This window comes from Gordonia sp. CPCC 206044 (assembly GCF_048537895.1).
Taxonomy (GTDB): domain Bacteria; phylum Actinomycetota; class Actinomycetes; order Mycobacteriales; family Mycobacteriaceae; genus Gordonia.
The window spans coordinates 93,276-114,218 of the sequence record NZ_JBCLVL010000008.1; the positions used below are offsets into that span (position 1 = coordinate 93,276).

Genomic DNA, 20,943 nt, shown 5'->3' on the forward strand with positions numbered 1-20,943 from the left:
GGAGGCAGCAGATGGCGCAGGAACAGACCAAGCGCGGTGGCGGCGACGACGATGGAGACATCGGTTCGGACGGCAGTGCCGGCCAGGAACGTCGCGAGAAGCTTGCCGAGGACACCGACGACCTGCTCGACGAGATCGACGACGTGCTCGAGGAGAATGCCGAGGACTTCGTGCGTGCGTACGTGCAGAAGGGTGGCCAGTGAGCGATCGGTTCGGTTCACTGCCCTTTCCCCAGTCCGTTCGTCCCGTCCCGTCGCCCACCTCGTCCTTCGGCGCGGACATCTCCTCGTTCACCGAGTTCCTCCGGGCCCATGCACCCGAACAGCTCCCGCAGCACCGTGCTGATCGGATGACGATGAGTGGCGCCGGTTCGGTCGAGGAGATCCCCCACGGGACCACCATCGTGGCGGTCTCCTACCCGGGTGGTGTGGTGCTCGCAGGTGATCGCCGGGCCACCGCAGGCAATCTCATCGCGACGCGCGACGTGCAGAAGGTCTACATGACCGACGAGTACTCGGCGTGCGGTATCGCGGGCACCGCGGGTATCGCGATCGAGATGGTCCGCTTGTTCGCGGTGGAACTCGAGCACTACGAGAAGATCGAGGGCGTACCACTGACCCTCGACGGCAAGGTGAGCCGATTGGCGGCCATGGTGCGGGGCAACCTCGGGGCCGCGATGCAGGGACTGGCGGCGGTTCCGCTGTTGGTGGGCTACGACGTCGACCACGACGACCCGAACGAGCGTGGCCGGATCTTCTCGTTCGACGTCGCAGGCGACCGTCACGAGGAGTTCGGCGGCTACCAGGCCATCGGCTCGGGTTCGGTGTTCGCGAAGTCGTCGTTGAAGAAGCTCTACCGCAACGACCTCGACACCGCCTCGGCGCTGTCCATCGCCATCGAGTCGCTCTACGACGCGGCCGACGACGATTCGGCCACCGGCGGTCCCGATCTCATTCGCAAGATCTTCCCGACCGCCGTGGTGGTGACCGCCGACGGCGGGCGTGAGGTGGAGCCCGCCGAGATCGAGACGGCGGCACGCGCGATCCTGGAACGCCGGGCCTCCGAGCACGAAGGGGATCCGCGATGACCTTCCCGTATTACGCCAGCGCAGAGCAGATCATGCGCGATCGTTCCGAGTTGGCGCGCAAGGGCATCGCCCGTGGGCGCAGCGTGATCGCGCTGACCTACGCCGACGGTGTGCTGTTCGTCGCGGAGAACCCGTCGAACACCCTGCGCAAGATCAGCGAGATCTACGACCGGATCGGGTTTGCCGCGGTCGGCAAGTACAACGAGTTCGAGAGCCTCCGCAAGGCCGGTATCCAGCTCGCCGACATGCGCGGGTACAGCTACGACCGCGCCGACGTGGCCGGCCTGTCGCTGGCCAATGCGTACGCCAACACGCTGGGTGCGGTGTTCACCGAGCAGGCCAAGCCGTACGAGGTCGAACTGTGCGTGGCCGAAGTACCCAAGTACGGCAAGCCGGGGACCCCGCAGCTGTATCGCATCAGCTACGACGGCTCGATCTCCGACGAACCCCGATTCCTGGTGATGGGCGGTGCCACCGAGGCGATCACCACCGCCCTGCGGGACACCTACGAGCCCGACCTCGATCTGTCCGCGGCACTGTCCGTCGCGGTCACGGCACTCACCACACCCACCGAGGGAACGAACGGTTCGGGGTCGTCGTCTGCTCCGGCACGACGCAATCTGACCGCCTCGGACCTGGAGGTGGCGATCCTCGACCGCAACCGTCAGCGGCGTGCGTTCAAGCGGCTGAACAACACGGCACTCGCCGACCTGTTGCCTGCCGGCCCGGAGGACGCCGAGAAGTCCGGCGACGGCGGCGAATCCCCCTCCGGCGACAACGGATCCTGACCCGGACGATCCGGTGATACGACCTCCCGTCGCGTCGCCGGGTCTGGCGGGTCCCGCGCGGGTAGGGTTGACGGTGTGCAGCGTCGAATCATGGGTATCGAGACCGAGTTCGGTGTCACGTGTACCTTCCACGGTCATCGCAGACTGAGCCCGGACGAGGTCGCCCGCTACCTGTTCCGCCGGGTGGTGTCGTGGGGCAGGTCGTCGAATGTCTTCCTGCAGAACGGCGCGCGTCTGTACCTCGACGTCGGCTCGCATCCGGAGTACGCGACGGCCGAATGCGACAGCCTCGTGCAACTCATCAACCACGACCGTGCCGGTGAGCTGGTCCTCGAAGACCTCCTGATCGACGCCGAACAGCGCCTCGCCGACGAGGGGATCGGCGGCGACATCTACCTGTTCAAGAACAACACGGACTCGGCGGGCAACTCCTACGGCTGCCACGAGAACTACCTGGTCGTGCGTGCCGGCGAGTTCTCCCGCATCTCCGACGTGCTGCTGCCGTTCCTGGTGACCCGTCAGCTGATCTGCGGAGCAGGCAAGGTGCTGCAGACGCCGAAGGCGGCAACCTTCTGCCTTTCCCAACGGGCAGAGCACATCTGGGAAGGCGTGTCGTCGGCGACGACGCGTTCTCGCCCGATCATCAACACCCGCGACGAACCGCACGCCGACGCCGAGAAGTACCGCAGACTGCACGTCATCGTCGGCGACTCCAACATGTCCGAGATGACCACCATGCTCAAGGTGGGGTCGGCGGCCCTCGTCCTGGAGATGATCGAGGCAGGTGTCGCGTTCCGCGATTTCGCCCTCGACAACCCGATCCGGGCCATCCGCGAGGTCAGTCACGACCCGACAGGGCGCCGACCGGTCCGATTGGCGGGCGGACGTCAGGCCAGCGCCCTCGACATCCAGCGCGAGTACCACGCGCGCGCCGTCGAACACATGACGAACCGTCGCCCGGATCCCGAGATGGATCGGGTCGTCGACCTCTGGGGCCGGATGCTCGATGCCGTCGAGGGTGACGACTTCGCCAAGGTGGACACCGAGATCGACTGGGTGATCAAGCGCAAGCTGTTCCAGCGCTATCAGGATCGCTACTCGATGGAGTTGTCCGACCCCAAGATCGCGCAACTCGACCTGGCATTCCACGACATCAAGCGTGGCCGCGGGGTATTCGATCTGCTGACCCGCAAGGGCCTCGTGGCCCGTGCCACCACCGACGAGGACATCGCCACGGCGGTCAACGAGCCGCCGCAGACGACCCGGGCCAAGCTGCGCGGCGATTTCATCTCGGCCGCACAGAAGGCGGGCCGCGATTTCACCGTCGACTGGGTGCATCTCAAGTTGAACGATCAGGCGCAGCGCACTGTCCTGTGCAAGGACCCGTTCCGCAGTGTGGACGAGCGCGTCGATCGGCTCATCGCGTCGATGTGATGCGTAAGCTGTCCCGGTGGCAACCGAGAAAGCCGAACGCCTGCTCAATCTGGTGATCTGCCTACTGTCGACCCGGCAGTTCGTCACCGCGGACTACATCCGGGCCAACGTCGCGGGCTACCACGACGACGGACAGTCCGACGAGGCCTTCAACCGGATGTTCGAGCGTGACAAGAACGAATTGCGTGACCTCGGCGTCCCGCTGGTCACGGGCCGGTCCCCGATGTCGGGTGGCGGCGACGGATACCGGATCAACCGCGACTCCTACGAACTGCCCGACATCGCCCTGGACCGTTCGGAGGCCGCCGCGGTGGCGATGGCGGCGGCCCTGTGGGACGCACCCGAGATCACCAACGTCGCGCAGACCGCGGTGCTCAAGTTGCAGGCCGCAGGGGTCGATGTCCGCGCCGACGACGAGATCGGGTTCTCCGCAGCCCTGTCGCCGCGGTCGGTCGGTTCCGAGACCGCCCTGGCCGCGTTGCTGGCCGCGATCGGCGCATCCCAACCGGTGACCTTCACCCACCGCCCGGGCACGGCGTCATCGGCATCGACCCGCACGTTGGAGCCGTGGGGAGTGGTCACCCGTCGGGGACGCTGGTATGTGGTCGGGCACGATCGCGATCGGAGCGCGACCCGCACCTTCCGGCTCTCGCGAGTCACCGATGTCACCCCGATCGGCGAGCCCGGCGAGGTCGTCGTACCCGACGGGACCGATGTGCAGGGCATCGTGTCGGCTGCGGTCGAATCCGCCGTCGGACCCGACCGCGGGGTGGCCCGGGTGTGGGTGGCCACCGACCGTGCCGCAGGCCTGCGTCGACTGGCTGCGCGTGCCGAACCCGGAGACCTCGACGGCGAACCCGGCGACATCCTGGAGATCGACATCCGTTCGCTGTCCACCCTGGCGCGGATGGTGCTCGGTGCGGGCCCCGACGCCGTGGTCCTCTCGCCACCACAACTGCGTGACACGGTTGTCGCGGCGCTCGACGTGTTGACCGGGGTGGATGCGTGATGGCCAAGGCGACACCATCGCGGCTGAACCGACTGCTGGCCCTGGTCCCGTACTTCGCGGCACGCAGCGGCATCTCCATCGACCGGGCCGCCCAGGATCTGGGGGTGAGTCCCAAACAACTGACCAAAGACCTCGAGTTGCTCTTCGTCTGCGGTCTGCCCGGCTACTTCCCGCATGATCTGATCGACCTCCAGTTCGAGCAAGGCTATGTCGAGGTCGGCTTCACCGCAGGCATGGACCGCCCGCTGCGCCTGACCACCACGGAGGCCAGCACGATGTTGGTCGCCCTGCGCGCGCTCGCCGACATGCCCGGCGCGGTCGACAGGCCGGCGGTACTGCGGGCGATCGCGAAGATCGAGGCCGCGGTCGGCACGTCGGTGTCGGCGGTGACCGGCGCCGATTCCGACGACGACGATCATCCCGTCTACACCACGATCCGCGAGGCGACCAGGCTCGGGAGGGCACTGCGGATCCGGTATTACTCGGCGACCCGCGACAGCATCAGCGAACGCGTCGTCGACCCGATCCGGTTGCAGGTGATGGACAACAACACCTACCTCGAGGCGTGGTGCCGGTCGGCCGACGGCACCCGACTGTTCCGGTTCGACCGGGTGGAGAGCGCCATCGCGCTCGACGAGCCCGCCGCGCCACCGGTCGATGTCGCGCTCCGGACGCAGCCCGTCGTGTTGTCGGAGAACCCCGACCTGCCGTCGGTCGAGCTCGCCATCGACCCGTCCGAGTTGTGGATCCTCGACTACTACACGATCGAGGCAACCGAGCCTCTGGAGGACCGTCCCGATCCGACGGCACCGGTGCATGCCCGCCTCGTGTACGGGTCGTCGGACTGGTTGCTGCGGTTCCTGCTCGGCTTCGGTGGCCGGGTCCGCGCAGTGTCCGACCCAGACCTCGCCGAGCAGGTGTCGGCGACGGCGACGTCGGCGCGTGCACGTTACCGGTGAGCACTGCTGTTGACTCGGGTAGCATTGGCACCATCGCGAATCGGAGGTAGAAAAATGGGCGCCATCCAGCCGTGGCACATCATCGTCGTGCTGCTGGTATTCCTCATCTTGTTCGGATCGAAGAAGCTCCCCGACGCCGCCCGCGGACTCGGCAGGTCGATGCGCATCTTCAAGAGCGAGGTCAAGGAGATGCAGAGCGAGGGCAAGGAGTCCGAGGACACCGCTGCCCCGACCCGACGTGAGTTGCCGTCCGGGGAGGTCACCCCGCCTGCACCGTCGACGACTCACGACGAGAAGAAATCGGCGTAGGCACTCGTCGGGGGAGTTGAGGGCCGGGACTGTCGAGAGTGCGTATTCCCTTTGACCCGAGGTACCGCAAGCGCAAGGTGAATCCCGACGGCACGATGTCGTTGGTCGAGCATCTCTACGAACTGCGGACCCGGGTGGTCATCTCGATGATCGCTGTCGTGATCACCACGATCATCGGTTTCGTCTGGTACTCGCACGGCTTCCTCGGGATCGAATCGCTCGGCGAACTGCTTCGCGAACCGTACTGTTCACTGCCCGCGTCGTCGCGGGCCACGCTCACCCCGGACGATTCCTGTCGGCTGTTGGCCACCGGACCGTTCGACCAGTTCATGTTGCGGCTCAAGGTCGCATTGACGGCGGGTGTCGTGCTGGCCTGTCCGGTGTGGCTCTACCAGTTGTGGGAGTTCATCACCCCCGGTCTGCTGGAGAAGGAGCGCAAGTACGCGGTCAGCTTCGTCTCGGCCGCCGCGATCCTGTTCGTGGCCGGTGCCGTGCTGGCCTACCTGGTGGTCGCCAAGGCCTTCCACTTCCTGTTGACCGTCGGCAGCGACGTCCAGGTCACGGCGCTGGCCGGCGACCAGTACTTCAACTTCATGCTCCATCTGCTGGTGATCTTCGGCGTGAGTTTCGAGATGCCGCTGTTGATCATCGCGCTGAACATGATCGGGGTGCTGCACTACGAGCGTCTGCGGCGGTGGCGTCGTGGCCTGCTGTTCACCATGTTCGTGTTCGCCGCGGTGGTCACGCCCGGATCGGATCCGTTCACGATGCTCGCCCTGGCCGGTGCGCTGTGTGTGTTGCTCGAGATCGCCATCCAGGTGACCCGGATCCACGACAAGCGCCGAGCCCGCCGAGCCCCGGACTGGATGTCGGTGTCCGACGACGAGGCGAGTCCGCTGACCGGCACCTCACCGACACCGACCGGCTCGACGATCCCGCAGCCCTCTCCGGTGTCGCGGAGCGGGCCGGTGCGCAGTTCCGCCCGTGACAGTGACACGTTCGACGACGTCCTGTGACCCGGCTCGACGAGTTCACCCAGCGACTCACCTTCCAGCTCGACGGCTTTCAGCGTGAGGCGTGCGTGGCGCTGGAGGCCGGACACGGTGTGCTGGTGTGTGCCCCGACCGGTGCGGGCAAGACGATCGTCGGTGAGTTCGCGGTTCACCTCGCCCTCGCCAACGGCACCAAGTGCTTCTACACGACACCGATCAAGGCGCTGAGCAACCAGAAGTACGCCGACCTCGTCGCCGTCCACGGCGCGGAGTCGGTGGGCTTGCTGACCGGTGACAACTCGATCAACGCCGACGCCCCGATCGTCGTGATGACCACCGAGGTCGTGCGCAACATGATCTATGCGGGCTCGCGTGCCCTCGACGGGTTGTCGCATGTGGTGATGGACGAGGTGCATTTCCTTGCGGACCGGTTCCGGGGTGCGGTCTGGGAAGAGGTGATCCTGCATCTCGAACCGTCGGTGCGGGTGGTCAGCCTGTCCGCGACCGTCAGCAACGCCGAGGAGTTCGGCGACTGGATCCAAACGGTGCGGGGCGACACCACCGTCATCGTCGACGAACATCGTCCGGTACCGCTGACCCAGCACATGCTCGTGGGCACCCGGATGTTCGATCTCTTCGATCACCGCACCGAGGGCCCCGACCATCGGCGACCGCAGGTCAATCCCGAACTCAAACGCCATATCCGCCACCGGATCCTGATGGCCGACGACCGTGACGAACGGAGGGGCCGCGGTGGCCGGGGACGTGGACCCGGGCCACGGGCACGCCGCACCGGGATTCGTCAGCCGTCGCGGCCGGATCTGGTCGCGCGGCTCGACCGTGAAGGACTGCTGCCGGCGATCGGCTTCATCTTCTCCCGTGCCGGATGCGATGCGGCGTTGACCCAGTGCCGACGTTCCGGTCTGCATCTGCTCACCCCGGAGGAAGCACAGCAGGTCGACGACATCGTCGATCGGCACCTGCACGACCTGTCACCCGCCGACGAGGACATCCTCGGCGTCGCCGACTGGCGCGCCGGGCTGCGTCGCGGATTCGCCGCACACCACGCGGGGCTGCTTCCGACGTTCCGGCACGCCGTCGAAGAGCTCTTCGTGCGCGGATTGGTCAAGGTCGTGTTCGCCACCGAGACACTGGCTCTCGGGATCAACATGCCCGCACGCACCGTGGTGCTCGAACGCCTCGTCAAATACAACGGTGAGGCACACGTCGATCTGACACCGGGCGAGTACACACAGCTGACCGGCCGTGCGGGTCGGCGGGGCATCGACATCGAAGGCCACGCGGTGGTGGTGTGGACCCCGGAGCTGGTACCCGAACAGGTTGCCGGTCTCGCGGGCGCACGTACCTTCCCGCTGCGCAGTTCGTTCCATCCCGAATACAACATGGCGGTCAACCTGATCGGCCGCCTCGGCCTCGACGGGTCGCGGGAACTGCTGAACCGCTCGTTCGCGCAGTTCCAGGCGGACCGCTCGGTCGTCGGGCAGGCCCGCAAGGTCGACGAGTCCCGGCGACGCCTGCGCAAACTCGACGTCGAGCTGATCGGTGCGGCCGAGAATCGGGGCATCGACCCCGGCGTGCTGCTGACCGACGACGCACCGGCAGACGATCCGTACGCGGGTTTCCTCGGGTACATCCAGCTGCGCGAGGACATCCGGCGACGCGAACGCGATCTGAAATTCGAACGTCGAGCGGCAAACACGAAGTCGACGGTCGCCGACCTGACCAACCTCAAACGCGGCCACGTGATCGGCCTGCACGGCGGACGACACCGGGGGATCGCGGTGGTCCTGGAGCCGGCCACACAGCCGGCCGACCCGAAGCCGCTGGTACTCGCCGAGGATGCGTGGTGCGGTCGGGTGTCCACCCGCGATTTCGTCAATCCGCCCGAGGTGCTCGGTAATCTCCGGCTGGCCAAGCACATCGACCGACGCACCGGACGTGGACGTCGCGACATCGCGTCGGCCCTGCGGTCGACCGGTATCGAACTGCCGCGCGGACGTACCAAGAAGAATCGCGCCGCGGCCGCCGACGACAAGGACCTCGCGCGGATGCGTGCGGCGCTGCGGGCCCACCCGGCGCATCGACTCGACGGCGGCGACGAACTGTTCCGGCTCGCCGAACGTCGCAACCGTGTGGTCCGCGAGATCGTGTCCGCGGAACGGGAGATCGGGGAGCGTACGTCGACGCTCGGCGTGATGTTCGCGCACATCGTCGGCGTGCTCGGCGACCTCGGCTATCTCGAGGTAGGCGTCGACGACTCCGGCACGCGGCAGGCGTCGGTCACCGCCTCCGGCGAGTTGCTCGGCCGGATCTACAGCGAGAGCGACCTGTTGGTGACCGAGTGCATCCGTGCGGGGATCTGGGACGACCTCGCGCCACACGAACTGGCCGCGGTGGTGGCTGCGATGGTGTTCGAGGCGCGCCGGGAGAGCTACTCCGGCGCGGATGTCATGCCGGGGAACGCCGCGCTGCGTACCGCGCTGGCACAGACCGTCGAACTCTGGCGCGAACTGACCGCGGTCGAGGCCCGCCACCACGTCGCCCCGACGCGAGAACCCGACACCGGGTTCTCGGTTGCGGTGGCGCTCTGGGCTTCCGGGCGCTCCCTGACCGATTGTCTGGCGGCCGCGGGCGAGCAGGGCCAGCTGTTGTCGCCGGGTGATTTCGTCCGGTGGAATCGTCAGGTCGTGGACCTGCTCGAGCAGATTCGCCTCGGTGTGGGACCGGATTCTCGACTGGCCGATTCCGCCCGCGCGGCCGTGTCGTCGATCCGGCGCGGCGTCGTCGCGGTCGAACTCGGATGAGGCGGCCGCGCATGTCGGTCGGTTGAGTGATACTGGCCAAACCGTGCGGTAACCTTCTCCACGCGGTCGGGAGTACGGGTGGGTCGGTCCGCGGCGACGATGTGCCGCCGGCCCGATCATCTCGCCGACCACCTTGTCCAGGCGAACCTGCATGCATGCGGGTAGAGCGGAGAGATCCATGACCGAGCCGCACGATCCGACGCAGCCGACCGGCCGTCCGCCTCAGTCAGGAGAGACCGGGCCATCGGAGGGCGAGGGAGTGCAGCCGGAGACTGGTTCGCCTGCGCCCGGCGGACAGGAGCCCTTCGGTCAGCAGACCTACGGTGAGCCCAACCAGGGCGACCCCGGACAAGGGCAACAGGCGGCGTGGGGCCAGCAGTCGTACGGTCAGCCGGCCTACGGTCAACAACCGTACGGCGCACCGCAGCCCGAGCAGACACCCGGAGGGCCGGACCCCTATGCGCAACAGCCCTATGGCCAGCAGCCATACCCCCAGCAGCCGTATGGTCAACAGCCCTACGGCCAGCCCCAGTACGGCAATCAGCAGCAGTACGGGGGCCAGCAGTACGGCCAGCAGCCTTATGGTCAACAACAATTCGGCCAGCCGACCCAGGGGCAGCCGACGGCACCCGGTCAGTTCGGAGGCGACCAGTTCGCGTCCATGGCGACTCCGGCCCGCAAGTACGGCAATCGCAACCTCCTGCTGATCGGTGGCGGACTTGCCGTGCTCATCGCCGCGATCCTGCTGGTCACGGCGTTCGTCGTGCCGGGTTGGGCGCCCAAGAAGATCTCCCAGGACGCCGTGCAGGACGGCGTGAAGAAGATCCTGACCGAGGACTACCAGGCTGCCGACGTCACCGAAGTGCAGTGTCCGTCCGGACAGAAGGTCGACGACGGCGCGTCCTTCACCTGCACGGCCACCGTCGGCGGCCAGAAACAGACCGTCACGATCACCTTCGTCGGTGACGACGGCAAATACGAGGTGTCACGCCCCGCCAGCTAGTCGCGGATCACGAACGCGGCCAGTCGAGCGCCTTCGCCAGCCGCGACACCGATCCACCGATGCCGAGTTCGTCGACCAGATCGGCGAGGCCCGCCGGATCAGCGGGTGCCGCGGGCAGCCGGTCGTCCTCGGAGCTGTCGATGGTCTCGGCATCGGTCTTGACCAACACCACGGTCCGGGCCGCCCTCAGGTACTCCGACGACCCGAGCAGCGCCTTGCGGGCACGTGTGGGCACCGACGATGCGGTGTCGGCGGCGGCCGCCTCGAGTGCATCGAGACTTCCGTATTCGCTGATCAGCTTGGCGGCCGTCTTCTCACCGATCCCGGGGACACCGGGCAACCCGTCGGACGGATCACCGCGCAGCATCGCCATCTCCGCGTAGGCGACACCGGCGCGCTGCACCGGGACCGCGTACTTCTCGGCCAATTCGACGGGCCCCATCATCTCGGCCTTCGACAGTCCGCGGCCCACATAGAGCACCCGCACCGGAACCGGATCGTCGGCGACCACCTGCAACAGATCGCGGTCGCCACTGACCACCACGACAGGGTCGACGGCCTCTTCGTAGGCGAGGGTCCCGATGACGTCGTCGGCTTCACAGCCGAGCGCACCGGATGTCGCGATACCGGCGCAGTGCAGCACGTCCATGATCATGTCGACCTGGGGTGTCAGCGTGTCGGGGACCTCCTCGACATCCACTGCGTCGTCCGCGCCGGTGTGCGGCGCCTCCTCGAGAACTCGATGAGCCTTGTATGACGGGATCAGGTCGGTCCGGAAGGTCGGACGCCAATCCAGGTCCAGGCACACCACCAACCGGGTGGGCTGTTCCCGCGTCACCAAGGACGCGATCGTGTCGACGAAACCGCGGACGGCGTTGACCGGCCGACCGTCCGGCGAGGTCATCTTCTCCGGCAGCGCGAAGAAGGATCGGAACCACAGACTCGCCCCGTCGAGCAGCATCAGTGAACCAGCCATGACACCAACTCTGTCATCCTCGGGCGTAGGCTGCGCTCATGGCCTACCGGTTCTCCTCCGATGTCTACCGCAACCGACTCGATCGAGCCCGTGCACTGACCGCCGACGCCGGCCTCGACGCCATCGTGGTCTCCACCGGACCGGATCTGCGTTATCTCACCGGTTCTCGAGCCGACACCTTCGAAAGACTGACGGCCCTGGTGATCCCGGCATCGGCCCCGGCACGTCTCGTCGTCGCACGGCTCGAACTGGCGTCGGTGCGCGACTCGGCGCTCGACGACCTCGACGTCGAGATCTCGGCGTGGGTCGACGGTGAGGATCCCTACGGGCTGGCGTTGACGGGGTTGCCGGCCGACGCGTCGCTCGCGGTCTGCGACACCATGCCCGCCCTGCACGTCGTGCCGTTCGCCGACCACACGGGCAGCACGCCCGTTCTCGCCACCGACGTGCTGCGGGAGTTGCGAATGATCAAGGACGACAGCGAGATCGACTCGCTTCGCCAGGCGGGCGCGGCGATCGACCGTGTCCATGCCCGCATGGGTGAGTGGCTACGCCCGGGACGCACCGAACGCGAGGTCGCCGACGACATCCGCGCGGCGATCCTCGCCGAAGGCCACACCGAGGCCGCGTTCATCATCGTCGGATCCGGACCGCACGGGGCCGACCCGCATCACGAGTTCTCCGATCGGGTCATCGAACGCGACGATGTCGTCGTCATCGACATCGGCGGACCCGTGGAACCGGGTTACAACTCCGACTCCACCCGGACCTACTGCTTCACCGCACCGCCCGCCGACATCGCCGACGCCTACGCCGCCCTGCAGCGGGCGCAGCAGGCCGCCGTGGAGTCGGTGCGCCCGGGCGTCACCGCCGAGTCGGTCGATGCCGCGGCCCGGGATCTGTTGCGGGCAGACGGTCTCGCCGACCGGTTCATCCATCGGACCGGCCACGGCATCGGTCTGTCGGTGCACGAGGAGCCCTACATCGTGGCCGGCAACGACATCACCCTGCGCCCCGGTATGGCGTTCAGCATCGAACCAGGCGTCTACGTGGACGGTCGATGGGGCGCGCGCATCGAGGACATCGTGGTGGTCACCGAGGACGGGTGCGAGCCGCTCAACACACGCCCGCACGACCTTGTCGTGCTCTGAGCGACCGCTACGTCCGATCTGCGGCGAACAGCCGTGACGCACCCATCACGCGGGCGATGGTGATCTCGATGACCACGCGTCGGGGGTTGGGGCGCGGCTCGCGGTAGCGCTGTGCGTACCGTCGTTCGGCCGACCGGACCTCCTCGGTCTCGCGGCGGATCGTCGCGGGCCCCTCGAGGGTGATCCATCGTGGCCCGTCGATGTTGGTGACAGCGGCATACCCGCCGCGCTCGACGTTGCGGACCTTCTGGTTGCCGTCCGAGGTGATCACCCGTGCCACGCCGGCCTCGGCGTCCCACGTGAACCCGACCGCGACGGCATGCGGTGTGCCGTCAGCCCGCAGAGTGGTGAGCGTGCCGAGGTGTCGCTCGGTGAGGAACTCGTCGGCGGCGGCGGACACATCGGCCACGGTGCGGGTCATGGGTCTCACGCTAGCCGCCCGGTGCAATACTGCTAGCCATGGCCCAGCAACCGACAACGGGCAGCATCGTGGTGTTCGGCGGCCGCAGTGAGATCGGCGTGGCGCTCGCCCGACGCCTCGCACCGGGACGCGTCGTCGTCCTCGCCGCCCGCCGCCCCGACGATCTCGACGACGAGACGGCCCAACTGCGGGCCGCCGGTGCCCGAGACGTCCATGCCGTGGCCTTCGACGCCGACGACACGGCAGCTCATCCCGGGCTCATCGCCGACATCGCGTCACGATTCGGACCGATCGAGGCCGCCATCGTCGCCTTCGGCATCCTCGGCGATCAAGCCCGCGCGGAGGACGACGTCGAGCATGCCCTTCACATCGCGCACACCGACTATCTCGCGCAGATCAGTGTGCTGACACCGCTGGCAAAAACCTTGCGCGACCAGCGGTCCGGGACGATCGTGGTGTTCTCCTCGGTCGCCGGTGTCCGGGTGCGCCGCGCCAATTACGTCTACGGCTCCACCAAAGCCGGGCTGGACGGCTTCGCGAGCGGTATGGCCGACGCACTGCACGGCACCGGCGCGCGACTGTTGCTGGTCCGCCCAGGTTTCGTGATCGGCGCGATGACAGCGGATCTGATGGCGAAGGGGACCAAACCCGCACCCTTCTCGGTGACCCCCGACGACGTCGCCGAGGCGGTGGCACGCGCGTACCACCGTGGACACGGCGAGGTGTGGGTGCCACGTGTGCTGCGGCCGCTGTTCGTCGGCATGCGGCTGCTGCCACGTGCGATCTGGCGGCGGTTGCCCCGATGAGCGACACCTTCGTCGTCGTCGGGATCGGGGCCGACGGATGGGCAGGACTCACCGACCGTGCACGCGACGAACTGGCGTCTGCCACCGTCATCTACGGCTCGACCCGTCAACTGGCACTGCTACCGGAGGTCGGCGCCGATCTGCGGGCGTGGACCTCGCCGATGTCGGAGCACCTGCGGGCCGTGCTCGACGACACCCACCCGACCGACGTCCACATCCTCGCCAGCGGTGACCCCATGTTCCACGGGGTCGGTACCACCGTGGTCCGGGCCGTCGGTGCCGAGCGGGTGCGCGTGCTGCCCGCGGTCTCGAGCGCGAGTCTCGCATGCGCCCGTCTCGGCTGGGACCTCACCGACGTCGGTGTGGTCACCACGGTCACCGCCACCGTCGACTCGGTCGTCGACGCGCTCGATGACGGGCGCGACCTGCTGGTGCTCAGCCGTGACGCGTCGACCCCGGCCGCCATCGCGGAGTTGCTGAACGACAACGGTTTCGGTTGGTCGATGATGGCGGTCCTGGAACAGCTCGGCGGCGACCGCGAGCGTGTCGTGCGAGGTGTCGCCCGGGACTGGGATGCCGCACCCGGTGATCCCCTCAACATCGTCGCCGTCAGCTGTGTCGGTCCGCGTCGCGCGCGGACACCCGGTCGTCCCGACGACGAGTACGGCCACGACGGACAGATCACCAAACAACCGATCCGCGCACTCACGGTGTCCGCATTGGCGCCCAGCCGCCGACAGCTGCTGTGGGACATTGGCTCCGGATCGGGCAGCGTGGCCATCGAGTGGTTGCGTGCCGAACCGACCGGCCGGGTCGTGGCCTTCGAGCGGGACGCGTCGCGTGCCCGACAACTCGACGACAACGCCCGACAGCACGGGGTGCACGGTCGCATCACCGTCCTCGGTGCGGCTCCGGAAACGTGCGGGGCCGCACCGGAACCCGATGCGGTGTTCATCGGGGGTGGCCTGGACGACGAGCTGCTCGACGTCGCGTGGGCGGCGCTGCCGTCGGGCGGACGGTTGGTCGCCAACGCGGTGACCGTGGAGAACCAGACCCTGCTGACCGCATGGCATGCGCGTCACGGCGGTGCGCTGCGCCGCTTCGCGGTGGAGACCGTGGCACCGCTGGGCAGCATGACCACGTGGCGCCCGGCGCTGCCCATCGTGCAGTGGGTGGTGGACCGGGCATGACCGTCTACGTCATCGGTGCCGGGCCGGGCGCTGCGGATCTCATCACCCTGCGTGGGGCCGAAGTACTCGGCCGGTGTCAGACCTGTTTGTACGCAGGCTCTCTGGTGCCGGCCGAACTCCTCGACCGTTGTCCGCCGGACGCCACCCTGATCGACACCGCCCGGATGCCACTGGCCGAGATCGTCGCGCACATCGTCGCCGCCGATGCCGCGGGTCACGACGTCGCCCGCCTGCACTCCGGGGATCCGTCCCTCTACTCGGCGATGACCGAGCAACGACGGGAACTGGCCGCCCGCGGGATCCCGGTCGAGATCGTTCCGGGCGTGCCTGCCTTCGCCGCGGCGGCGGCGGCGCTCGGCGGCGAACTGACGGTTCCCGGGGTGGGGCAGAGCCTTCTGATCACCCGGGTGTCCACGTTGTCGACGGACATGCCCGACGGTGAGGATCTCGAACAACTCGGTGCCACCGGGGTGACACTGGCCCTGCATCTCGCGGCGCACCGCACCGAGCAGATCGTCGCGGCGTTGGCCCCGCACTATGGAACCGACTGTCCCACCGCGACGGTTGCCTTCGCCGGGCGCGCCGAACAGCAGATCGTGCGGTGCACGCTGGCGGAGTTGCCGCAGGCGTTGGCCGATGCCGGGATTCGCAAGACTGCCGTCATCTTCGTCGGCAAGGTACTCGACCCGGCAGCACACCCGAGCGTCACCGACAGCTATCTGTACTCCGAGGCGCGCATGACCAAGCTGCGCAAACGGACGTGAGCGCGCCGGACCCGGACGGACCGGTTCTGATCCTCGGCGGCACCGGCGAGGCCCGGGCGTTGGCCGCCCGTCTGGTCGAGGCCGGGGTGCCGACACTCAGCTCGTTGGCCGGCCGGGTGCAGCAGCCGCGCCTTCCGGTGGGTGAGGTGCGGATCGGTGGTTTCGGGGGTGTCGACGGCCTCGCCGACTGGATTGTCGCGCACCGAGTGCGGGCGATCGTCGACGCCACACATCCGTTCGCGGCGACGATCACCCGTAACGCCGCGTCGGCCGCCGAACGGACCGCGAGACCTCTTCTGAGGCTGCGACGTCCGGCGTGGACCCCGGGCCCCGGCGACCGCTGGGACAGGGTGGCCGACATGGCAGACGCTGCGGCCGCGGTGCGGGCCCGCACCGCGGCGAACCCGCGCGTCTTCGTGACCACCGGTCGTCAAGATGTGGGGGTATTCGCCGACATCGACGACGCGTGGTTCCTCATCCGGGTCGTGGACCCGCCGACGGGGGCGTTGCCCGCACATCACCGGGTGTTGCGATCACGCGGCCCACACGATCTCGAATCGGAACGAACGATTCTGCGCGACAACGGCATCGACATCCTGGTCACCAAGAACAGCGGGGGAGACCTCACCCACGCCAAACTCGTCGCGGCCGCCGAGCTGGAGGTTGCGGTGATCATGGTCGACCGGTCCGTCGAACCCGTCGTCGGGGACGCCGTGTCGACGGTCGACGAGGCGCTCGCGTGGCTCGCGGGATCTCAGCCCTCGTGGTGGCGCGGCGTGTAGACGAGGTCGCCGCCCGATCGGGTGACCGCGGTGGTCGCCGACGATCCGACGATCAGCAGTGTCCGCATGTCGACGACTGCCGGATCGAGGGCCCCGACCGTGGTGGTGTGCAACGTCTGGTCCGGTCCACCGACGTCCCGGCCGACCACGAGCACACGATCAGGCGCCACCGTCTCCAGCAGCAGCTCTTTGAGTGCACCCACCTGCCAGGTCCGGCTGCCCGAGCCGGGGTTGTAGATCGCGATCACCAGATCGGCGGCAACGGCGTGACGAATCCGGTCGACGATGACGTCCCACGGTTTGAGGCGATCCGACAGCGAGACCACGGCGAAGTCATGGCCGAGGGGAGCCCCGACCGCCGCCGCCACCGCGTTGGCGGCGGTCACACCCGGCGCCACCCGCACCCGAACGTCATGCCACCGTGGTTCGGCCGCCACCTCGGCCACTGCTGTCGCCATCGCGAACACCCCAGGATCGCCCGACGACACCACCGCGACGCGGGCGCCGCGAGATGCGAGATCCAGGGCGTACTCGGCACGTTCGGCTTCCACACGGTTGTCCGATGCGTGTACTCGCTGCCCGGGTCGGGGTGCGACGCGGGCCAGATACGTCTTGTAACCGACCAGATCCGTGGCTAGTGCCAACTCGGCCTGGACCTCCGGGGTGGTCCAATCGTCGGCCCCCGGACCGAGTCCGATCACCACCACCTCGCCTGCGGCCTGTCGCTCGACACCGGCGGCTCGGGGATTGTTGCGGGCACCGGGTACGACGACCATCGAAAAGTAGGGCACCTCTTCGGGATTCACCTCGGACAGGGGCGCCACCCGCTGCACGTCGGTCGATGCGCGTTCCACGTACCACGCCTCGTCGGCGCGCCCGGCCGACTCGAGGGCGTCCCGTACGCGACCGAAGGTGCGCCCGAGTTTGAGCACCGCGATCGCGTCGGCGGCGCGAAACCGTGCGACGAGTTCGGGGCCGGAGAGGGTTCCCGGAACCACGGTCAGCGTCTCCTCGCCCTCCACCAACGGGATGGCCAGCGCCGCCGACGACGCGTTCACCGACGTCACCCCGGGGATGATCTCCGCGGCGAACTCGGTCGACAGTCGCTTGTGCATGTGCATGTAGGAGCTGAAGAAGAGGGGGTCGCCCTCGGCGAGCAATGCCACGTCGCGGCCGGCCCGCAGATGCTCGGCAAGGCGTGCCGCGCTCTCGGTGTAGAAGTCCTGCAGCGCGCCCGCATAGCCGCCGGGATGATCGGTGGTCTCGGTGGTGACCGGATACATCAGGCGTTCTTCGAGCTGCCCTTCGCGCAGGTAGGGTTCGGCCACCGACCTCGCGATGCTGTTCCCGTGTCGCGCACAGTGATAGGCCACCACGTCGGCCGCCTCGATGATGCGCGCGGCCTTGACGGTCACCAGCTCGCTGTCACCCGGACCCAGCCCGACACCCCACAGTTTTCCCGTCATCGTCTCACTCCTGTGCGCTCGCGAGGGCGTTGATCGCCGCCGCGGTGATCGCCGACCCACCGCGGCGGCCGGTGACGGTGATGAACTCGAGGTCGCGGCGTTCGGCGAGCGCCGCACACGACTCGGCCGCGCCGACGAATCCGACCGGTGCGCCGACGATCGCCGCGGGCCGCGGTGCCCCCTCGTCGATCATGTCCAGGAGCGCGAACAGCGCCGTGGGGGCATTGCCGATCGCCACCACGGCACCCTCCAGCCGCGGTAGCCAGAAGTGCAGTGCGGCAGCCGTTCTGGTGGTGCCGAGCTGTTCGGCCAAGTCGGGGAGCGACGGCTCGGACAGATGACAGACGACGTCGTTGTCGGCGGGCAGGCGCTTGCGTGTCACACCCGAGGCCACCATCGACGCATCGCACAGGATGGGTGCCCCCGCCTGCAGGGCGGCTCGGGCCGATCGCACCACGCCGTCGGTGGCCACGACATCGCGGGTGAGGTCGGTCTGGCCGCAGGCGTGGATCATCCGCACCACCACACCGGCGACGTCGGGAGCAAAGGCGGACAGGTCCGATTCGGCACGGATCGTCGCGAACGACTGCCGATAGATCGCCGCGCCGTCGCGAAGGTAGTCAGTCATGGTGCGGCAAGCCTATCGACACCTCCCGGCGGTACTCGCCGTCGGGCATGGCCTCGACGTGCAGGTGGCGTCCGGCCGGGGAGCCGCAGCCACGCGCGCAGCCGACCCAGTGCTCAAGGTCGTCGACCGGCTCACCACTGCGCACCCGCTCGGCGAGATCGGCACGCACCGGTGCCAACCCTTTCGCACAGCCCGGCGCCCCGACGCAGCACGTCACGCGCGCCCACGGTGACGTGGCGTCGAAGATCAACCCCATCGGTGCCAACACCCGCACGACGGTCTCGGCGACCTCTTCGGTGAGATCGCAGATCAGGATCTCGCGGTCGGGGGTGAGGATGATCGGCGCCTCGATCGCGGCGAGGAACTCCGCCAACCGTGCGGGCAGTCGTCCCAGCTCGACGACGGCCCCCAACAGGATCCGCCCGTCGTCCTGGGTGAACCAACCCACCGTCGGGTCGCTCGCGGGAGCAGGAGCCGGATCGTCGGTCGCGTCCTGCGCAGGCGACAGGGGCACAGGCGACAGGGGTATAGGCGGCAGGGGTATAGGCGACAGGGGGGCGAGCGGTTCGGACACCACGGTGGCCAGCGCGGCACGCTCGGCAGGGGAGAGATCGGTGACGCGCCACGCGTCCGGCGCGATCTCGACGACTGCGCGGGCCACCGACAACAACGCATCGGCGATCGCGTCGACGCCCGTCGCGAGACCCAACGACACCCCGCCGGCCTCGATGACCGCCACGATCGTCTTGTCTGCGCCCACCGAGTCGACACGTGCTCCCGCGTCGGGGCGGCGGGCGATGATGTCGCCACGCCCGTCGTCGACGCCGAACAGGAATCTGCCCGACAGCTCGGCCGTCGCCGGATCGGCCCGCAGCAGGTCGTCGAGCCGATCGGCGATCGGGCGGACGTCGGCCCGTCCACCGATCCGGCCGGTCAGCGGGCTCACCTCGATGTTGCGTGCCTTGTCATGGGTGGTGCTCGGGGCCAGTCCGGCGGCGATGACCGCACGCGCCACCGCGTCGGTGTCGGTGATCCCACGCAGCTGCAGGTTGGCGCGGACGGTCGGTTCCAGGTACCCGTCCGCATGCTCGGCCGCCGCCTGCGCGAGGATCTGCAACTGGTCGGCGCGGATTCGACCACCGGGCAGGCGAATGCGGGCCACTGCGCCGTCGGCGGCGGTGTGCGTGCTGAACACGCCCGGACACCGATCGGCGGCCGGTCGGTGGGAGGACTGGGTCACCACCCCAGGGTAGGCCGCCGCACGGTCGATCAAGCGCGTGCGAGCACCTCGCCGTGCGGGATCATGATCCACCCGTCGGGGTCGGCGACCCAGTCGCGCCATCCCTGGGCGATGTCGTCGAGATCGGACGCCGACGCCAGACCGCGTTCGATCGCCATCTCTCCGACCGCGGAGTGAATCCGCTCGGCCCACATGCCGCCCCACGCCGCGCGCGCCTCCGGCGTCGCGTGGCACCAGACCGACGCCGACGGCGTGACCTCGGTGAAGCCTGCCTCGTGAGCCCAGGCGAGCAACCTGCGGCCGGCATCCGGCTCGGCGTCGTTGCCATGGGCGACCGTCCGGTACAACTCCAGCCAGGCGTCCAAGCGTTCGTCGGCGGGCCACCAGGTGAACGCCGCGTAGTCGGCGTCCCGGACCGCCACCACGCCGCCCGGCCGGGTCACCCTGCGCATCTCTCGCAGGGCGGCGACCGGATCGGACAGGTGTTGCAGCACCTGATGCGCGTGCGTGACGTCGTAGCTGTCGTCCGGATCGGTCAGCCGGTAGGCGTCGTCGACCGCGAACTCGACGTCCACCCCGCGCTGCGCCGCGGTGTCGCGGGCCTGCGCGAGCGGAGCCTCGGTGATCTCGATGCCGCGCACACGTCCGGGCGCGACCATCGCCGCCAGATCCACGGTGATGCTGCCCGGCCCGCAACCCACGTCGAGCAGATCGAGCCCGGGCCGCAGCAGCGGCAGAAGATGCGCAGCCGAGTTCGCCGCCGTGCGCGCGGCGTGGCTGCTCACCACGACCTCGCTGTGACCATGGGTGTAGACATCGTCGGCGGTCACCGGCCACCTCCTCATCGGGTGGCGCCGAAGTCGGCGCTGGACTCGTCCAGAACGCTAGCCAGGTCGCCAACCGGTGGCAACGGGTGCTCGTCGTCGACGACATGTCCGGCGTGGGAGGGCGTCGAGCGCTGGACTAGGCTGAGCGCATCCACGGGCGGCAGAAACCGGTGTGAGACCGGTACGGTCGCGCCACTGTGACGGTGGGCCGAGCGCGGCACACCGAAGTCAGACCTGCACCCGGAGGCCCCGCACACCCGCACGACGACGTAACCGGGCGCGTCAT

General features: G+C 68.5%; 21 protein-coding genes and 1 riboswitch. Of the genes, 15 read left to right on the top strand and 6 right to left on the bottom strand.

The window, feature by feature from the left end; genetic code table 11:
- Positions 1-11: 11 nt before the first annotated feature.
- From AAFP35_RS14495 to AAFP35_RS14540, 10 genes are all read left to right on the top strand, one after another.
- Positions 12-203: a ubiquitin-like protein Pup gene (locus tag AAFP35_RS14495; protein ID WP_124707286.1), complete on the top strand. Its 192-nt coding sequence runs from the start codon at positions 12-14 to the stop codon at positions 201-203.
- The gene (gene prcB, locus AAFP35_RS14500) at positions 200-1,087 is read left to right on the top strand and encodes a proteasome subunit beta (RefSeq protein ID WP_419222336.1); all 888 of its coding nucleotides are present in this window, start codon (positions 200-202) and stop codon (positions 1,085-1,087) included. The genes AAFP35_RS14495 and prcB overlap by 4 nt, the downstream gene beginning before the upstream one ends.
- Positions 1,084-1,875: a proteasome subunit alpha gene (prcA, locus tag AAFP35_RS14505; protein WP_419222337.1), complete on the top strand. Its 792-nt coding sequence runs from the start codon at positions 1,084-1,086 to the stop codon at positions 1,873-1,875. The genes prcB and prcA overlap by 4 nt, the downstream gene beginning before the upstream one ends.
- A 75-nt stretch (positions 1,876-1,950) precedes the next feature.
- Positions 1,951-3,309 carry a Pup--protein ligase gene (gene pafA, locus AAFP35_RS14510; RefSeq protein WP_419222338.1) on the top strand — a complete coding sequence of 453 codons (1,359 nt, stop codon included), beginning with the start codon at positions 1,951-1,953 and terminating at the stop codon, positions 3,307-3,309.
- A 16-nt stretch (positions 3,310-3,325) separates the two neighbouring features.
- Positions 3,326-4,318, top strand: coding sequence for a helix-turn-helix transcriptional regulator (locus AAFP35_RS14515; protein WP_419222339.1), 993 nt, complete (start codon positions 3,326-3,328; stop codon positions 4,316-4,318).
- Positions 4,318-5,277 (top strand): helix-turn-helix transcriptional regulator, encoded by a 960-nt coding sequence (locus AAFP35_RS14520; protein ID WP_419222340.1) that lies wholly within the window; start codon positions 4,318-4,320, stop codon positions 5,275-5,277. Before AAFP35_RS14515 ends, AAFP35_RS14520 begins: the two co-directional genes overlap by 1 nt.
- Positions 5,278-5,331: 54 nt before the next feature.
- Positions 5,332-5,586, top strand: a complete 255-nt coding sequence (tatA, locus tag AAFP35_RS14525) for a Sec-independent protein translocase subunit TatA (protein WP_419222341.1) — start codon at positions 5,332-5,334, stop codon at positions 5,584-5,586.
- 38 nt (positions 5,587-5,624) lie between these two features.
- Entirely contained in the window at positions 5,625-6,602 is a 978-nt protein-coding gene (gene tatC, locus AAFP35_RS14530; RefSeq protein WP_419222342.1) for a twin-arginine translocase subunit TatC, read from the top strand.
- The gene (locus AAFP35_RS14535) at positions 6,599-9,403 is read left to right on the top strand and encodes a DEAD/DEAH box helicase (protein ID WP_419222343.1); all 2,805 of its coding nucleotides are present in this window, start codon (positions 6,599-6,601) and stop codon (positions 9,401-9,403) included. Before tatC ends, AAFP35_RS14535 begins: the two co-directional genes overlap by 4 nt.
- Positions 9,404-9,581: 178 nt before the next feature.
- Entirely contained in the window at positions 9,582-10,406 is an 825-nt protein-coding gene (locus tag AAFP35_RS14540) for a DUF4333 domain-containing protein (RefSeq protein WP_419222344.1), read from the top strand.
- 7 nt (positions 10,407-10,413) lie between these two features.
- Here AAFP35_RS14540 and AAFP35_RS14545 read toward each other — a convergent pair whose 3' ends face one another.
- Positions 10,414-11,367, bottom strand: a complete 954-nt coding sequence (locus AAFP35_RS14545; protein ID WP_419222502.1) for a 5'-3' exonuclease — start codon at positions 11,365-11,367, stop codon at positions 10,414-10,416.
- Positions 11,368-11,420: 53 nt separating this feature from the next.
- Between AAFP35_RS14545 and AAFP35_RS14550 the strand changes: the two genes are divergently transcribed.
- Positions 11,421-12,533, top strand: coding sequence for a M24 family metallopeptidase (locus AAFP35_RS14550; protein ID WP_419222345.1), 1,113 nt, complete (start codon positions 11,421-11,423; stop codon positions 12,531-12,533).
- Positions 12,534-12,540: 7 nt separating this feature from the next.
- On the opposite strand, the gene AAFP35_RS14555 is transcribed toward AAFP35_RS14550, so the two are convergent.
- Positions 12,541-12,954, bottom strand: a complete 414-nt coding sequence (locus tag AAFP35_RS14555) for a pyridoxamine 5'-phosphate oxidase family protein (RefSeq protein ID WP_419222346.1) — start codon at positions 12,952-12,954, stop codon at positions 12,541-12,543.
- Between the two features lie 38 nt (positions 12,955-12,992).
- On the opposite strand from AAFP35_RS14555, the gene AAFP35_RS14560 reads away from it, so the two are divergent.
- Genes AAFP35_RS14560 through AAFP35_RS14575 form a run of 4 tightly spaced genes read left to right on the top strand, consistent with a single transcriptional unit; the run spans position 12,993 to position 16,496 of the window.
- Positions 12,993-13,760 (top strand): SDR family NAD(P)-dependent oxidoreductase, encoded by a 768-nt coding sequence (locus AAFP35_RS14560; RefSeq protein ID WP_419222347.1) that lies wholly within the window; start codon positions 12,993-12,995, stop codon positions 13,758-13,760.
- Positions 13,757-14,950 carry a precorrin-6y C5,15-methyltransferase (decarboxylating) subunit CbiE gene (cbiE, locus tag AAFP35_RS14565; protein WP_419222348.1) on the top strand — a complete coding sequence of 398 codons (1,194 nt, stop codon included), beginning with the start codon at positions 13,757-13,759 and terminating at the stop codon, positions 14,948-14,950. The genes AAFP35_RS14560 and cbiE overlap by 4 nt, the downstream gene beginning before the upstream one ends.
- Positions 14,947-15,714 carry a precorrin-4 C(11)-methyltransferase gene (gene cobM / locus AAFP35_RS14570; RefSeq protein WP_419222349.1) on the top strand — a complete coding sequence of 256 codons (768 nt, stop codon included), beginning with the start codon at positions 14,947-14,949 and terminating at the stop codon, positions 15,712-15,714. Before cbiE ends, cobM begins: the two co-directional genes overlap by 4 nt.
- Positions 15,711-16,496: a cobalt-precorrin-6A reductase gene (locus AAFP35_RS14575; protein WP_419222350.1), complete on the top strand. Its 786-nt coding sequence runs from the start codon at positions 15,711-15,713 to the stop codon at positions 16,494-16,496. The genes cobM and AAFP35_RS14575 overlap by 4 nt, the downstream gene beginning before the upstream one ends.
- Here AAFP35_RS14575 and AAFP35_RS14580 read toward each other — a convergent pair.
- The 4 genes from AAFP35_RS14580 to AAFP35_RS14595 are packed head-to-tail and all read right to left on the bottom strand — an operon-like array spanning position 16,469 to position 20,660.
- Positions 16,469-17,962, bottom strand: a complete 1,494-nt coding sequence (locus AAFP35_RS14580) for a precorrin-2 C(20)-methyltransferase (RefSeq protein ID WP_419222351.1) — start codon at positions 17,960-17,962, stop codon at positions 16,469-16,471. The genes AAFP35_RS14575 and AAFP35_RS14580 overlap by 28 nt on opposite strands.
- A 4-nt stretch (positions 17,963-17,966) precedes the next feature.
- Complete coding sequence (locus tag AAFP35_RS14585) at positions 17,967-18,590, bottom strand: precorrin-8X methylmutase (RefSeq protein WP_419222352.1); 624 nt, start codon at positions 18,588-18,590, stop codon at positions 17,967-17,969.
- The gene (gene cobG / locus AAFP35_RS14590; protein WP_419222353.1) at positions 18,583-19,830 is read right to left on the bottom strand and encodes a precorrin-3B synthase; all 1,248 of its coding nucleotides are present in this window, start codon (positions 19,828-19,830) and stop codon (positions 18,583-18,585) included. The genes AAFP35_RS14585 and cobG overlap by 8 nt, the downstream gene beginning before the upstream one ends.
- 29 nt (positions 19,831-19,859) lie before the next feature.
- Entirely contained in the window at positions 19,860-20,660 is an 801-nt protein-coding gene (locus tag AAFP35_RS14595; RefSeq protein WP_419222354.1) for a methyltransferase domain-containing protein, read from the bottom strand.
- A gap of 163 nt (positions 20,661-20,823) precedes the next feature.
- Positions 20,824-20,890, top strand: a riboswitch (cobalamin riboswitch).
- The last annotated feature ends 53 nt before the right edge of the window (positions 20,891-20,943 follow it).